Annotated in this window: 8 protein-coding genes, 36 tRNA genes and 1 pseudogene; all 45 read right to left on the bottom strand. The window is 49.5% G+C overall.

The genetic code is table 11. The annotated features are described in order from the left end of the window. Positions 1 to 825 (bottom strand): annotated as a pseudogene (locus ACR6Z4_RS31390) (hypothetical protein); the annotation flags it as partial. 289 nt (positions 826 to 1,114) lie between these two features. After that, positions 1,115 to 1,162: an SEC-C metal-binding domain-containing protein gene (locus tag ACR6Z4_RS31385; protein WP_479721258.1), complete on the bottom strand. Its 48-nt coding sequence runs from the start codon at positions 1,160 to 1,162 to the stop codon at positions 1,115 to 1,117. Positions 1,163 to 1,402: 240 nt separating this feature from the next. Next, entirely contained in the window at positions 1,403 to 2,104 is a 702-nt protein-coding gene (gene nfi / locus ACR6Z4_RS31380; RefSeq protein ID WP_479721257.1) for a deoxyribonuclease V, read from the bottom strand. Positions 2,105 to 2,183: 79 nt separating this feature from the next. Then, positions 2,184 to 2,257, bottom strand: a tRNA-Met gene (locus tag ACR6Z4_RS31375). Between the two features lie 189 nt (positions 2,258 to 2,446). After that, positions 2,447 to 2,647, bottom strand: a complete 201-nt coding sequence (locus ACR6Z4_RS31370) for a hypothetical protein (protein ID WP_479721256.1) — start codon at positions 2,645 to 2,647, stop codon at positions 2,447 to 2,449. Between the two features lie 253 nt (positions 2,648 to 2,900). Next, positions 2,901 to 2,997, bottom strand: a tRNA-His gene (locus tag ACR6Z4_RS31365). A gap of 29 nt (positions 2,998 to 3,026) precedes the next feature. Continuing rightward, a tRNA-Ala gene (locus ACR6Z4_RS31360) sits at positions 3,027 to 3,100 on the bottom strand. A 3-nt stretch (positions 3,101 to 3,103) separates the two neighbouring features. Further along, positions 3,104 to 3,179: transfer RNA gene (locus ACR6Z4_RS31355), tRNA-Ala, on the bottom strand. Positions 3,180 to 3,264: 85 nt separating this feature from the next. Beyond that, a tRNA-Arg gene (locus tag ACR6Z4_RS31350) sits at positions 3,265 to 3,337 on the bottom strand. 6 nt (positions 3,338 to 3,343) lie between these two features. Then, positions 3,344 to 3,418: transfer RNA gene (locus ACR6Z4_RS31345), tRNA-Val, on the bottom strand. 5 nt (positions 3,419 to 3,423) lie between these two features. Next, positions 3,424 to 3,495 (bottom strand) — tRNA-Gly (locus ACR6Z4_RS31340). 29 nt (positions 3,496 to 3,524) lie between these two features. Further along, a tRNA-Gly gene (locus ACR6Z4_RS31335) sits at positions 3,525 to 3,597 on the bottom strand. 16 nt (positions 3,598 to 3,613) lie between these two features. Further along, positions 3,614 to 3,689 (bottom strand) — tRNA-Thr (locus ACR6Z4_RS31330). A 3-nt stretch (positions 3,690 to 3,692) separates the two neighbouring features. Beyond that, positions 3,693 to 3,765 (bottom strand) — tRNA-Thr (locus tag ACR6Z4_RS31325). Positions 3,766 to 3,768: 3 nt separating this feature from the next. Further along, positions 3,769 to 3,844, bottom strand: a tRNA-Thr gene (locus ACR6Z4_RS31320). A gap of 5 nt (positions 3,845 to 3,849) precedes the next feature. Further along, positions 3,850 to 3,921 (bottom strand) — tRNA-Met (locus tag ACR6Z4_RS31315). A 2-nt stretch (positions 3,922 to 3,923) separates the two neighbouring features. Next, positions 3,924 to 3,997, bottom strand: a tRNA-Leu gene (locus ACR6Z4_RS31310). A gap of 5 nt (positions 3,998 to 4,002) precedes the next feature. Further along, positions 4,003 to 4,077, bottom strand: a tRNA-Lys gene (locus ACR6Z4_RS31305). 30 nt (positions 4,078 to 4,107) lie between these two features. Then, positions 4,108 to 4,182: transfer RNA gene (locus tag ACR6Z4_RS31300), tRNA-Lys, on the bottom strand. 77 nt (positions 4,183 to 4,259) lie between these two features. Then, positions 4,260 to 4,337 (bottom strand) — tRNA-Ile (locus tag ACR6Z4_RS31295). A gap of 1 nt (position 4,338) precedes the next feature. Then, positions 4,339 to 4,415 (bottom strand) — tRNA-Leu (locus tag ACR6Z4_RS31290). Between the two features lie 5 nt (positions 4,416 to 4,420). Continuing rightward, positions 4,421 to 4,494 (bottom strand) — tRNA-Leu (locus ACR6Z4_RS31285). A gap of 55 nt (positions 4,495 to 4,549) precedes the next feature. After that, a tRNA-Pro gene (locus ACR6Z4_RS31280) sits at positions 4,550 to 4,625 on the bottom strand. A 5-nt stretch (positions 4,626 to 4,630) separates the two neighbouring features. Next, positions 4,631 to 4,707, bottom strand: a tRNA-Leu gene (locus tag ACR6Z4_RS31275). 62 nt (positions 4,708 to 4,769) lie between these two features. After that, positions 4,770 to 4,847, bottom strand: a tRNA-Leu gene (locus ACR6Z4_RS31270). Between the two features lie 112 nt (positions 4,848 to 4,959). Next, positions 4,960 to 5,032: transfer RNA gene (locus ACR6Z4_RS31265), tRNA-Gln, on the bottom strand. 6 nt (positions 5,033 to 5,038) lie between these two features. Next, positions 5,039 to 5,114: transfer RNA gene (locus ACR6Z4_RS31260), tRNA-Gln, on the bottom strand. A gap of 5 nt (positions 5,115 to 5,119) precedes the next feature. After that, positions 5,120 to 5,195 (bottom strand) — tRNA-Asn (locus tag ACR6Z4_RS31255). A 5-nt stretch (positions 5,196 to 5,200) separates the two neighbouring features. Continuing rightward, positions 5,201 to 5,273 (bottom strand) — tRNA-Phe (locus ACR6Z4_RS31250). A 15-nt stretch (positions 5,274 to 5,288) separates the two neighbouring features. Further along, positions 5,289 to 5,379 (bottom strand) — tRNA-Ser (locus ACR6Z4_RS31245). A gap of 5 nt (positions 5,380 to 5,384) precedes the next feature. Further along, positions 5,385 to 5,461: transfer RNA gene (locus ACR6Z4_RS31240), tRNA-Arg, on the bottom strand. 5 nt (positions 5,462 to 5,466) lie between these two features. Further along, positions 5,467 to 5,551, bottom strand: a tRNA-Ser gene (locus ACR6Z4_RS31235). Between the two features lie 64 nt (positions 5,552 to 5,615). Continuing rightward, positions 5,616 to 5,700, bottom strand: a tRNA-Tyr gene (locus ACR6Z4_RS31230). A 34-nt stretch (positions 5,701 to 5,734) separates the two neighbouring features. Beyond that, positions 5,735 to 5,811 (bottom strand) — tRNA-Glu (locus ACR6Z4_RS31225). 164 nt (positions 5,812 to 5,975) lie between these two features. After that, positions 5,976 to 6,046, bottom strand: a tRNA-Trp gene (locus tag ACR6Z4_RS31220). Positions 6,047 to 6,048: 2 nt separating this feature from the next. Beyond that, positions 6,049 to 6,124: transfer RNA gene (locus ACR6Z4_RS31215), tRNA-Ile, on the bottom strand. 5 nt (positions 6,125 to 6,129) lie between these two features. Continuing rightward, positions 6,130 to 6,205 (bottom strand) — tRNA-Cys (locus tag ACR6Z4_RS31210). 3 nt (positions 6,206 to 6,208) lie between these two features. Beyond that, positions 6,209 to 6,290: transfer RNA gene (locus ACR6Z4_RS31205), tRNA-OTHER, on the bottom strand. Positions 6,291 to 6,295: 5 nt separating this feature from the next. Further along, positions 6,296 to 6,369, bottom strand: a tRNA-Arg gene (locus ACR6Z4_RS31200). A gap of 215 nt (positions 6,370 to 6,584) precedes the next feature. After that, the gene (gene ltrA / locus ACR6Z4_RS31195) at positions 6,585 to 8,255 is read right to left on the bottom strand and encodes a group II intron reverse transcriptase/maturase (RefSeq protein WP_479721255.1); all 1,671 of its coding nucleotides are present in this window, start codon (positions 8,253 to 8,255) and stop codon (positions 6,585 to 6,587) included. A 789-nt stretch (positions 8,256 to 9,044) separates the two neighbouring features. Beyond that, a tRNA-Asp gene (locus ACR6Z4_RS31190) sits at positions 9,045 to 9,118 on the bottom strand. Positions 9,119 to 9,513: 395 nt separating this feature from the next. Further along, entirely contained in the window at positions 9,514 to 9,924 is a 411-nt protein-coding gene (locus ACR6Z4_RS31185; protein WP_479721254.1) for an alr0857 family protein, read from the bottom strand. 27 nt (positions 9,925 to 9,951) lie between these two features. Further along, positions 9,952 to 10,482, bottom strand: a complete 531-nt coding sequence (locus tag ACR6Z4_RS31180; protein ID WP_479721253.1) for an HNH endonuclease — start codon at positions 10,480 to 10,482, stop codon at positions 9,952 to 9,954. A gap of 74 nt (positions 10,483 to 10,556) precedes the next feature. Further along, entirely contained in the window at positions 10,557 to 10,772 is a 216-nt protein-coding gene (locus ACR6Z4_RS31175) for a hypothetical protein (RefSeq protein ID WP_479721252.1), read from the bottom strand. A 214-nt stretch (positions 10,773 to 10,986) separates the two neighbouring features. Further along, positions 10,987 to 12,310: IS1634 family transposase (locus ACR6Z4_RS31170; protein ID WP_479721251.1), on the bottom strand; the 1,324-nt coding region annotated here is incomplete at its 5' end.

Genomic DNA, 12,310 nt, shown 5'->3' with positions numbered 1-12,310 from the left:
GGCACGGGTATCGTCATCAAGCTCCGCTGCATCGGCTGCGACTTGAGCTTTGAATGCTGCAACTCGCGCACTCTTGGATGCTTCATCTAGCTTCCCGTCAATCAACGCCTTTACCTCTGGGTGATCCATTGCCCCTCTTGCCTTGATTGACTTGAGGTTGTTGATCACTTCCTGGGGAGTCATGCTGTTGATCAACGCCACCAGAACGGTAGGAGTCAGTTGCTTGATCGCACCAATGGCGATCGCATAGGGTAACTTAAACTCGACAATCAACCGCGCTTGTTCTGCTGCACTTTCTGCCTTGGCAAGTTGCTTCAGCACGTCTGCCAACGAGCCAACAGGAGGCTGGTCACGGAACAAGATGGCATTCGCCCGCTCACTGGGCTCGATGTGCAACGAGGCGTACAGGTGCTTCATTGCTTTGCGTCCCCGCAGTGCGGCGCGATCGAATAGGGCAGGGTTGCTTTCCCGCACCTTCAGATACCGCTGTACCGCAGTCCGAGCAGAGCGAGGGAGCTTATTGCGGTGCTGCTTCATGAAGTCCACCACACGAGCCACCTGATAAGGCGGAAACTCTTGCAGCATGATAAAGCCAGCATCGCGGTGTTCTACCAGATCGCTGGTCAGTAGATGAGCGACAAACACTTCCTTGTGGTCGCGCACATCGCCATTGCGCTGATACCAGACTGCCAGGTGTCCGTAAAAGATGGGGTCAAGTTCAACGATCAGTTGGTGAATTTCTGCCACCTGCTCCAGCTTGCGATGCGGTGTGGTGAGCAAGCTGTTGAGCATTTCCAGACGCAAATCGCGTTCAGTGTTGTTCATGAGAACCTCCTCTGGTTGTCGTGGATGAGGAGGCAGATGTTGCACGCAACGGTGAAGAGTCACCGCGCAAGTGACAGAAGCTTGGCTGAAGGGTGTTATCCCTCCAGTTTTGCCTGCTAATAAGGTTCAGGCTCGCAGCGTATCCCTCCAGATACGCACCTTGGGTTTGGTGGAGAGTATGTAAGCTTCTGCGATCGGGGCGCGGCAACAACTGCCAGTAAAAGTGAAAATGGGTGAGGCTATTGCCTAAAAGTAGTGGCTGCGTAAACTACCGTCATATCTGCCACTATTACGGCAACATCGCTTGAAAGGAATGTCCAGAACCGCAAGGACACAAATCGTTGTTACCCAACTTTTCTTGCAGTTCTTTATCACCATGAACGATGCGATATCCTTTTTTGACAGCAGTTTCTGATGGATACCCTCGACGACGTTTGCTAGAGGGTTCAAAAGCAGAACGATTGCAAGTCGTTGAGGTCTTCTAAATCGTTATCTAGATTGGTGTTATGAGAATTATTTCGCTTCATGATCCTCACCTCCAGTTTTGATATTTTCATTGACAGTATCAATCTCTTTCTCAGATTGCAGAGACTGGTTCTGTATGCCCTTTCGACAGTTGGTCTGCCTGACGAGTGGTTTCAGGAAGACGATATTTGGGCGCACACCGTAGAACAAAATCGATCGCACTGTTCAAACTAATTCGATGTCCAACCGAGACATAAACAGGTTTGATATTGGACTGCATGCGAACGATCGCTCCAATCACTTCCCCGTTATCTTGAATTGGTTGCCATGCGCCTCGATGCTCCGCCAACGGTTCATGCTCTCCCAAGTAAGGTGTTTTTGCCACACCGATCGACGGTAGACCGCTGACAATGCCCAGATGACAGGCAAAGCCACAGCGACGTGGGTGAATATAACCATTGCCATCACACAGCAGCAGATCCGGTTTCGTCTTCAATTCCGCTAGTGCTTCCATCACCACTGGAACTTCCCGGAATGCTAGCAGTCCTGGCACATAGGGAAAGGTTGTGGGACGGCGAATCACTACCGATTCTTGAAGCGTCAGGTCGGGAAATCGAAGAACGGCGATCGCCGCACAAGCAACACGATCCTCCTCTTCAAATCCCACATCGACTCCGGCAACGGTTTGCACTTCATCAAAGTCATCCTCCATCACCACCCGTGACCGTAACTCTTGCTGAAGAGCGATCGCTGCTTCTGGAGTAGCTGTCTGGGTTAAGGTCAGCAAAGGATGATGCATCAGAAAACCTTCCATCTCGAATGAAAGCGTGAATTGAAGAATGGACTAAATTTATCACTGAAATAAATCACTTCATGCAAGTCAAAAAAGCAGTTGGATCATACACAGGATTTGAACCTGTAACCAATCGCTTATGAGGCGACTGCTCTACCATTGAGCAAGTATGTAAGCTTTTTTAGTCAGGGCACGAAGTGCAAGTTAGATTTGCGATTCCGCACAAGTTAGGAAAGCTATTGATACATTCAGATGCTCTACTGATTGAGCTATCACCCCAACCGGAGTAAGCAGGAGTCGCACCTGCAACCTTCTGATCCCTAAGTATGTAAGCTTTTCAAGTCAGGGCGCGGAATTGAATGATTAACCGTAAACTGCTTCAGGGCGAATGATCAAGTCACCACTCGGACGGCGATCGACCACATAAGCAGAGAGTCGATTGGTGTTGACATCCAGGTGTCTGGAAACTTGTTCTTTAACAGCCATATCACTCATACCTGTGGTAATTCCTAGCTGAGTTTCTAGGATGTCAAGCGATCGCCCCTCAAATCGAATGTGCACCATTACTATCACCTCTTGCTAATTGATAAAACAACGGAAGGAGGAGGAGTCGAACCTCGATAGCGTGACACTATCCTCTGGTCTTCCAAACCAGTTGCCGTCCACACAGCCGCACCTTCCAAGAGCGGAAACTGGAGGAATCGTTCGCGCAGCGTCTCCGAATGGAGAAACCTCTACAGCATGAACTGCACGCCTGTTTACCCTACGGGAAGCAAGCTACGAGACAGGTTATCGCCCATCGATCGCAGCTTCCATTTGGGGTGACTGACGAGAGTCGTTCGCGCAGCGTCTCCTTTGGAGAAACTCGCTACACTGGTGTCACAAACCAGCCCCTCCACCACTTCGGGTAGCCCCAAAGGGGCGGCTTCGCCAACAGTCACAGTGGAGCCAAGGGGACTTGAACCCCTAACCTCCTGTTTGCAAGACAGGCGCTCTAGCCAGTTGAGCTATGGTCCCATTTGGTGGATCTGGTCGGATTTGAACCGACATCTTTCTGCTTGCAAGGCAGACGCTTTCCCAATTAAGCTACAGACCCATGAGAGTGCTGAGTTACGAGTACTGGTTGCTGAGTATGGCTTGTTACTCAGTCCTCATTTCTCAGCACTCAGCACTAATTCCAGCAGGAGTGGCAGGAATTGAACCTACACAAGTCGATTTAGAAGATCGATGCCCATTCCATTAGGCGACACTCCCACAAGTTGGGAGTCCTGGCGGGATTTGAACCCGCAACCCTCTGTTTGTAAGACAGATGCTCCACCGTTGAGCTACAGGACTACGAGAGCGAACGGCGAGACTCGAACTCGCATCTGAAGCTTGGCGTGCTTCGGTGTTTGCCCTTACACCACATTCGCATTGGAGCGATCGCCTTACGGCACGCTCAAGCGACCGACGAGATTTGAACTCGTACCAGAGAGTTGGAAGCCCCCCGTGCTTGTCCGTTACACCACGATCGCAAACTTGAATTGAAAATGGAGCTGGTGACAGGAGTTGAACCTGCAACCTTTCGCTTACAAGGCGAGTGCTCTGCCAACTGAGCTACACCAGCACAAGCAGATGGCGAGACTTGAACTCGCGTCCAGGACATACCAAATCCTGATGCTGACCGACTACACCACATCTGCATTTGGAGCAGGAGATGGGATTTGAACCCATACCACGAGCTTACGAAACCCGTATGCTTGCCAGTTGCACCACACCTGCTTGGTAACGGGGGCGGGAATTGAACCCGCTGATGTAAAGGTTATGAGCCTTTCGAGCCGCCGTTGCTCCATCCCCGCAGTACCCCTGGCGAGAGTCGAACTCGCAAGATTCCAGTTTTAAGCCGGACACGTCTGCCAATTGCGTCACAGGGGCATCTTTGGTGGGCGCTGTAGGAGTTGAACCTACGTCAGTCTCCTTAAGAGGGAGGTGCATCACCGTTCTGCCAAACGCCCATTGTTCATTGCTCAACCAAAGGTTGAAGTTGGTGGGTCGCCCAGGGGTTGAACCTGGATAATTCCGCTTAAAAGGCGGCTGCATATCCGCTCTGCCAACGACCCATGTTTAGTGCTGAGCATTGAGGACTGAGGACTGAGCTAATTACTCAGCACTCAGCACTCAGCACTCAGTCCTAACTTGGTACACCGAGCAGGAGTCGAACCTGCTAATAAAACGCTTATCGGGCGTGCGCGTCCACCACTTCCGCCTTCGGTGCTTGGTACTCCCGACAGGATTTGAACCTGCATAATCTAGGCTCTCGACCTAGCACGTATTCCAGTTCCGTCACGGGAGCATCAGTACCCCTGGTGGGAGTCGAACCCACAAAATCTGGTTTCTGAAGCCAGCACGTATTCCAGTTCCGTCACAAGGGCAAACTTTCTTCTTGCGTGACGCGAGAACCCTATTCTCACGTCACACAATGCTAATTGGTCGGGATGGTAGGATTTGAACCCACGACTCCTTGGTCCCAAACCAAGGCTTCTGACCGCTGAATTACATCCCGATAGTTGGTACTGCTGGTGGGAGTCGAACCCACAACCTCTGGTTTCTAAAACCAGCGCCTCTTCCAATTGGGCCACAGCAGCAGATGATTTTAGATTGGTGATTTTGGATTTTAGATTTTGTGCTTCAATCCAAAATCCAAAATTGGTACTCCTGGCGGGAGTCGAACCCGCACATTGACTGGTTTTGAGACAGCCGCCTCTTCCGATTGGGCTACAGGAGTGAGGTTCTTGAGAATTTACTGTTCGTACGCGATGCGTACGAACAGTAAATTCTTGTCCCTGAGAAATGGGAGGAATACAGGGGATTGACCCAGGCGACTGTTTACCTCCCAACTGCCCCACCAGGATTTGAACCTGGAATCTACGCTTTCAAAGAGCGGGATGTTGCCAGTTACACCACAGGGCATTGAAATGGATGCAGGAGTTGGGGTCGAACCAACCTCTCTCTGATTCAGAGTCAGAGCGACTTGCCAATCGTCCATCCTGCAATAAATGGCTGCCCCGGCAGGGATTGAACCTGCGACCGTTCGCTTAACAGGCGACCGCTACTGCCACTGAGCTACGGGGCAATGAGTGGGAAGTGACAGAATCGAACTGTCATCTCGCCGTCTTCAGCGGCACGTGAGCACCAGCTTCACCAACTTCCCAAATAATTGAAATTTTGGCGGAGGCTAAGAGAATCGAACTCTTGACGGTGTATTTCACCCGCAGGCGTTTTCAAAACGCTTTCCTCGTCCGTGCCGGACAACCTCCATAAGTGGCGAGGACGGAGGGACTCAAACCCCCACTCTTCAGATTCGTAGTCTGAGATGTTGTTCAGTTACACCACGTCCTCAAAGGCGGAGCGAGCAGGAATTGAACCTACAGTGGCGATGAAACCACGACTGTTTAGCAAACAGCTTGCCCTGCCAATGGCGATCGCTCCATAAATCACATTCACAATTCAGGTAACAACTCAGCACTTAGTCCTCAGCACTCAGCACTAACATTGGTAGGTCGGGCAGGAGTCGCACCTGCAACGCAAGAAGCGGCTGTTTTACAGACAGTTGCCCACGCTGATAGGCGAGCCGACCTATGGTTGTTTTAGTTGCTCATGTTTGAGCAAGTTTGGCAGTGCCGACGGGAGTTGAACCCGCAAACGCAGGATTGAAAGACCTGTGGCTTTACCCATTTGCCTACGGCACCAAACTTTGAGATTTCTACAGCGTGCAAGTTTGAGAAGCTGTTTTTTCAGCCTCCATTTGGCTGTTTTAGCGAGCAAGTGGCGGAGGCTGTAGGAGTCGAACCTACTTCGCTTTCAAGGCGAGTGACCAGTATGTAGGCTTCTCGGATGAGGGCACACCGTAGAACGCACAGACCAGGATTTGAACCCGGACAAAAGGCTTTGGAGACCCTTGTGCTGCCGTTACACCATCTGTGCATTGGTCGCAGTGATGGGAGTCGAACCCATATATCCTCGGTTATGAGCCGAGTACCTTAGCCGTTAGGTGACACTGCAAGGATTGGACTCCAGGGTGGGAATCGAACCCACGAATAGTCGGTTTTGCAGACCAACGCCTTCCCATTTGGCGACCTGGAGATTTGGTGGAGATGTGGGGAATTGAACCCCAATCCTGCAACCGTCCGTTTGTTGGTTTCGGAGCAGGTGATGCCAATCCACCCCCACGAGCGAGGATGACAGGACTTGAACCTGTGACCACTTGCCTCGGAAGCAAGCACTCTGTCCATCTGAGTTACATCCTCATTGGGAGTCGGGTAAAGAGGTTACATCACTGCAACCCCCTCCCCTAATATCATGTCGTCTTAAATGCACATAACATCTATATCTGCACAATGCTTATTTAGTAGGCATTCTGCTATTTTACTCTGTGCGTATATTGTGGTTATTTAACCCTACTTGATATAAGAACCGTGCTTGCGACTTTCACCGCACACGGCTCAAGCATTCTACGAGCCTACTAAACCTTCTTCGAGTGAATTTGCTGGTGGCAATAGAGGTGCATCAGTTCCAGGTTGTCATACCTGTCACTTCCGCCTTGGCTTTTCGGGACTCTGTGATGAGTGTGTAGATTCTCTCCGTTGAGCAACCAATCTCCACAAACCGAACATCGCCCCTGTTGTTTGATGGCGAGAGTTCGTTTCCCTTGTGGCAATGCCTTAATTTCCCTGCTTCTTCTGGTCTTCCAGTAATCCTCTAGGTCTGGATCATCTGGTGAATAAGTTCCTTTAACAACTATATGCCTTTGTATCTTGATTGAACCTAGAGCAAACAATTTAACATCAGTTTCCTTATCTCTAAGTAATCCCCATGCTTGGCTACCTCTCTGAAATCCAACGTTGAAGTATTTACGCCGAATCCATCCCAGACTCTTTGTTGAATGAGTCCTTCTAGCCCAACGTAAACACCGTTTCAGCATCCAGTTGTCAAGACCATCAAAAGTTTCTGTTGCAACTCCAATTTTGAAGTAGTTCCCCCATCCTCGTATTTTTGGATTCAGGGTTTTGATAACACGTGCGACATTTTGTCCTCGGAGCCTGAGAAATTCAATCTTCAAGTTATCCTTGAATTTTTGAATTGCTTCATTGCTTGGCTTGATTAGCAGCTTATGATTTGACTGCCTGTCGATAACTTTATAACGTTTGACATGAAAACCAAGGAAGTTGAATCCTTCATTGAGGCTGACAATCTTGGTCTTTTCTTCAGAGAATTCCAGACCTCGCTGATTCAGCCACTCTGTCAGAATCCTTTTACACGTTTGTGCATCTTCTTCAGTCTCTGTAAATACTACAAAGTCATCGGCGTATCTTACCATTGCTCTGTGGCTCTGGATCTCAAACACATCTTTGTGCTTTCGATAGACTCGTTTAATGCCGAGTGCCTCTTCCATTCCATGAAGTGCAACGTTGGCGAGCAAAGGGCTTATCACACCGCCCTGTGGAGTTCCACTATCCACCTGGTATAGTTTTCCCACTTCCAAATAACCTGCTTTTAGCCATTGCTTGATAAGTTCCCGTGCTGGGAAATTACCAATGGTTTTGAGAAGGTATTCGTGGCTGATGTTGTCAAAGGCTCCCTTGATATCTGCATCCAGGACATACTTTCTCCTGCTCCGGATGTGACCCTTCGCTGAGTTATAAATAGCCTGAATAGCATCATGGCAGCCCCGTCCCGGTCGGAAGCCGTAACTTGAACCTTCGAATTTGGATTCCCAATAAGGTTCGAGTGCATTTTTGACCATTGCTTGTATTGCTCGGTCAGTCATGACTGGAATTCCAAGAGGACGTTTCTTCCCGTTCGCTTTTGGGATGTACACTCTTCGGACTGGCTTTACTTTCCAACTTTGGTACTCTTTGAGGTCATCGGCAAATTTACTTCTTTCCTCAGGAGTTTTGATGGTCAGTTTATCCACTCCAGGAGTGTTTTTGCCAGCATTAATCTGAGTAACTTTTCTAACCGCTTGTAGGCGATTAGCGTAGCTTCTCAGCATTAACCGTTGAAGTGAGCGTACCTTTTTAAGGTCGCCCTGTTTAGCTGCACGATAGATTCGTTGTCTGAGATTAGTAACGGTTTTATTGACCTTCTGCCAGTTAACAGATGACCAATCCGTTCCTGCGGTTACGTTAGTCATTGCTGACTCCAAACTTTTCCCATCAGGTTCGTAGCCTCAACTACAAACATCGTGTAGAACACCAGCCTCTCGTCTGCATCCTTTCGGATTAGGTATAACCCTATCTATCGAGTTATCAGGGACATGTCCTGTTTCCTCTTGCCTTTCGGCTGATAGCCTTCGCTTTTAGAGGCTTCCCTTACCTCCTACAGCACAGCAGTCCTCACGGAACGCCTTCTGAATACTTCAGACTGTATGAGGGTTACTGCGTTTCACTCCTTGCAGATACGACTAACTTAGGTTTCCTCTTTACCCCGGATGCAGTGTAGGTGCCTTTTATCAATTCAGAATTAGCTGAATGATAGTTAGAGGTACAATGCATTACCTCCGTCTTTGCATCAACCAACTCGTGTCATCCACTTTCGAGTTACTCTCCCTAACGAGGCGTAAGGTGAGGATTCACTTTCGTTAACCTTATTAGTCTTCCTCTTGCCCGGTTTCTCTTTGTGGATAAGATACTTCCTTAGGCTTTTGTCTCCGCTTCATACGGACCTGTCACCAGCTACGCATGGGAAACATGAGGATGGGTCTAAGACACTGACCCAGGAGGATTATTCAAGAGCATCAGAAATGCCCTTGGAACCTCCACTGCGAAAGAGCAACTTTCGCATCGCACGCCTTGACGGGAGTTGCACCCGATTCTTTCTGGCTGAGAACCAGAACGACTTTTCTATTCGTCCACAAGGCTGCACGGCTTTTTTAGTTGTTGTTTAGTGCTTCGCACTAAACAACAACTAGTTGAAAGCTGTACGGGGATGATGGGATTTGAACCCACGATCTTTCGCTCGACAGGCGACTGCTTTGAGCCACTAAGCTACACCCCCAAAGGTGGCGATTCAATTTTCAAGGTTCAGATTGGCTGATAAATCAGCAGGAATTAGAGGAAGCAACGTCATTCCAGGTAATAGATTTGCCCGATATTCTGTCGCTTTTGTTTGTACTGAATGAAAGATAAATTTCCCTGATTTGATGAGTCATCTTGAAGTGGCGTGGAAATGCCAGAACCATGAGTGGGTAAGAACGCTAAGAACTTCAAGAGACCATTGTTTTTAGCAAGGGAGTGAGTGTTCATTAGATTCGCTCCTCTGTGTCTCATCTCATACTACAAATATAATACAACATACTACAAGGTGTCAAGGGGGTACTACAACTTTTTTGAGAGGGGAGAGAACGACCGTCAAAAAATCCTTGTATCGCTCTTTCCCACCGGATCTGACCCCTAAGCTGGCGAGGAAATGTGGACTTCGCTCATCTGCCACAGTTTGTAGATAAAACGCTCAATTCGTTCACGAAGTGTCTCTGAAAGAGAATCGCTCATCACCGTCAAGAACATCCCTTCGTAAGCGTCCTTGTCCTCGGCAATCCAGCTTCCGCTCAGTCCGACTTCGACAAACTCTTCATCTACAGCAATAAGGGTGACGGCTGAGCCATACTCCCGATGTAACGCCATCTCCAGCACTTTCAGTTCGGGAATATCAGCAGGCAGTAGAAAGGAAGCGCGACCGGGTTCGATATAGAGCGTTTTCCCTAACCGCATCGCCAGGAGTACTCGCTGGGCAATCAACAGTTCGGGGTTGGTCATGGTGCGCTCCATGTACAGCCCAACATCGGTGTAGTTCAGCTTCAACATCGGTCGTGCCTCCTTTCTGGCTTGAGGTCAGGGTTCAACAGGTTGCTGTTCTTTCCAAAACTGCTCGGCAAAGGCGATCGCAGGGTGTATCGGTGCTTTGGGTTTGGTTTTGAGTACCATTCCGGTTTCATCTAGGAGGCGATCGCCCTTGGTTGAGTTGCACTTCTCACATGCAGTTACCACGTTGTCCCAGGTATGGGTTCCGCCTTTGGAGCGGGGAATGACGTGATCGAGCGTCAGGTGCTTGGTGCTGCCGCAGTACTGACAGGTGTGGTTGTCACGGCGGAAGACTTCCCGACGATTCACTGGAGGTACTTTCCAATGCCGCTCTGGATTGCCGCTCGTCAAACGAATGCGATCTGAAATTTGTAGTACGACGCTAGGCGAACGGACTTCCCATTGCTGAGTACTACTGAATTCAATCGGTTCTGCTTGACCAGTGACGAGTAGCACGATCGCCCGTTTGAGGTTGATCCGCGCTAGAGGCAGGTAGTTCTTGGAGAACACCACCACCTGGTTCTGAAGTATTGGAATTTTCTGTCGCTGCTCGGTCTGCATAAGTTTTCTCCTCAAAAAATAACCCCCGCCTCTGAACACCAGGAGCGGGGGATGGGAAGTTAATATGGGTTTCCCTATGTTGGTGTCAGGATTGCCCTACACCTCCCGCTACTAGTGGGTTGATCCGGATTGAGTCGTCCGGCGATGTTGCTATCAATGCCTTCGCTGACGGATTTACCGCCGCTAAACCAATACGTTCCCTCAAACGCAAACAGTGCCGCTGCTCTGCCTAGACCTGAATGGGGTCGGCATTGCATAGCGCTGGCTAATGTGGTGAGGATACGTATCATGGAAGGCTGTAGTATTTGTATTACAATTTTGGATGTCTACATACTACATTTGTAGTATTAGATTGTCCACCCTTTTAGAGAAATTAGGGCATTGGTTATGAATACACCCAAACGAGGTAGCACTTCGGAAATGCAGGTGACGAGTATCCGACTGGAACCAGAACTGAAGCCCACATTCCGCACTTTCAACTGGCACAGGAGGAATATCCCATCTTCAACACAACAAGTAGTACTGCCGACAGGTAGAACCCAAAAACTGAAGAATCCGGTGGCGCTCATCCGTTAAATTCACGACTTGCTTCACCCCATGCAGCACCACATAGTGGACAGCCATAAAACATTGGAAGATCCAACGTAAGGTCGGGCTTGGTGTCCCTTTGCCGAGTTGATTCGGCAGAGTCTGATTGGCGTGTTGCAGGGCTTGGCGCAGCTGACGTTGCCCCAAATTGTACACCAGTAAACACAAGCCCATAATCATGCCCAACGCCATAATCCGTTCTGGAGATTTGAGGAAGACACTGGAGGCAAAGAACAAGGGGTCTTTCAGAAATCGAAAGCCTCGTTCATCGCCCTGTTGCCCTTTGTATTCCTGCAGTGCCTGTTGTTCACTCAATTGCTCAGCGTCCAGCACATTAGTTGCCAGAATGAAGCGTCCCGCTCGTTGCTGTTGCTGCATCACAACTGCTGAGTTCAGCTTTAATGTGGCTTGAGGGTGATACGTGATACGACTGGGGGCGGCGTCCTGTTTGGGTTTACCCGGTTTCTCATAGTGGAGTTTTTGTGTGACCCTGAGCGCCTCAAGTTCATGCCACACGAGGGTCTGCTCAAACCGCTTCAGCGCTGCTAAAGCATCCGCTTCACAGGCAAACGCTTGTGTGCAGAGTTGTTGCAATTGCGTTTGCTGACGGCTTGTCTCCTTACCCAACGTCTTGTCTAGTTTCTTCAGGTCAGATTTCTGACGTTGCTGACTTTCCACGACAAACCAACGCTGCTGCACGCCACCATATTCACAGCAAACGGTCGCGATGCGATACCCCTGTAAAGATGTCTCAACAAACGCTGCCTGCGGTAAGTGGTTGACCAAGTCTGAAGCCATCTTCAGTGTCAACGGCACACGTGTGAGCCACTGGAGTGGGGACAATTGTTGCAGGTTCTCCTCGCTATAGAGGGCAGAATCCGCCACATACAATCCCTCAAACTCCCACTGCGCCTTGAACTCTTTCATCAGAGATGCAAACCGTGTTTTATCCGATTGGTTCCCATCCGCCAACTCAATCAATGCTGGAATGTCGCCATCACCCCAGCACACCAGGTTCATCACGAACTGTTTTAAGTCAGGTCGGTGGTCACGGGAATATCCGTGGGTGATGGCAATCGGCAAGGGAGCAGCATCTCCAACAACGGCTGATTCTAAATAATTGCCCTCGACGGCAAACGAGGTCGCGTCGAAATGGGCACTCTTACGCTCTACACCAAACTTCTGGACGGCGACTAAGCATATTGTCATAAACACCGAACTCAACCCACGCAGATACAAC

It is taken from the genome of Calyptranema fuscum S582 (genome assembly GCF_055793305.1).
Note: the sequence above shows the minus strand (reverse complement) of the source record. Positions and strands in the feature narration are given on the sequence as shown.

Excerpts from the sequence above, each read along its gene's own strand:
- ACR6Z4_RS31175 (WP_479721252.1), bottom strand. The coding sequence starts at position 10,772 with ATGATACGTATCCTCACCACATTAGCCAGCGCTATGCAATGCCGACCC.
- nfi (WP_479721257.1), bottom strand. The coding sequence starts at position 2,104 with ATGGAAGGTTTTCTGATGCATCATCCTTTGCTGACCTTAACCCAGACA.
- ACR6Z4_RS31180 (WP_479721253.1), bottom strand. The coding sequence starts at position 10,482 with ATGCAGACCGAGCAGCGACAGAAAATTCCAATACTTCAGAACCAGGTG.
- ACR6Z4_RS31185 (WP_479721254.1), bottom strand. The coding sequence starts at position 9,924 with ATGTTGAAGCTGAACTACACCGATGTTGGGCTGTACATGGAGCGCACC.
- ACR6Z4_RS31370 (WP_479721256.1), bottom strand. The coding sequence starts at position 2,647 with ATGGTGCACATTCGATTTGAGGGGCGATCGCTTGACATCCTAGAAACT.
- ltrA (WP_479721255.1), bottom strand. The coding sequence starts at position 8,255 with ATGACTAACGTAACCGCAGGAACGGATTGGTCATCTGTTAACTGGCAG.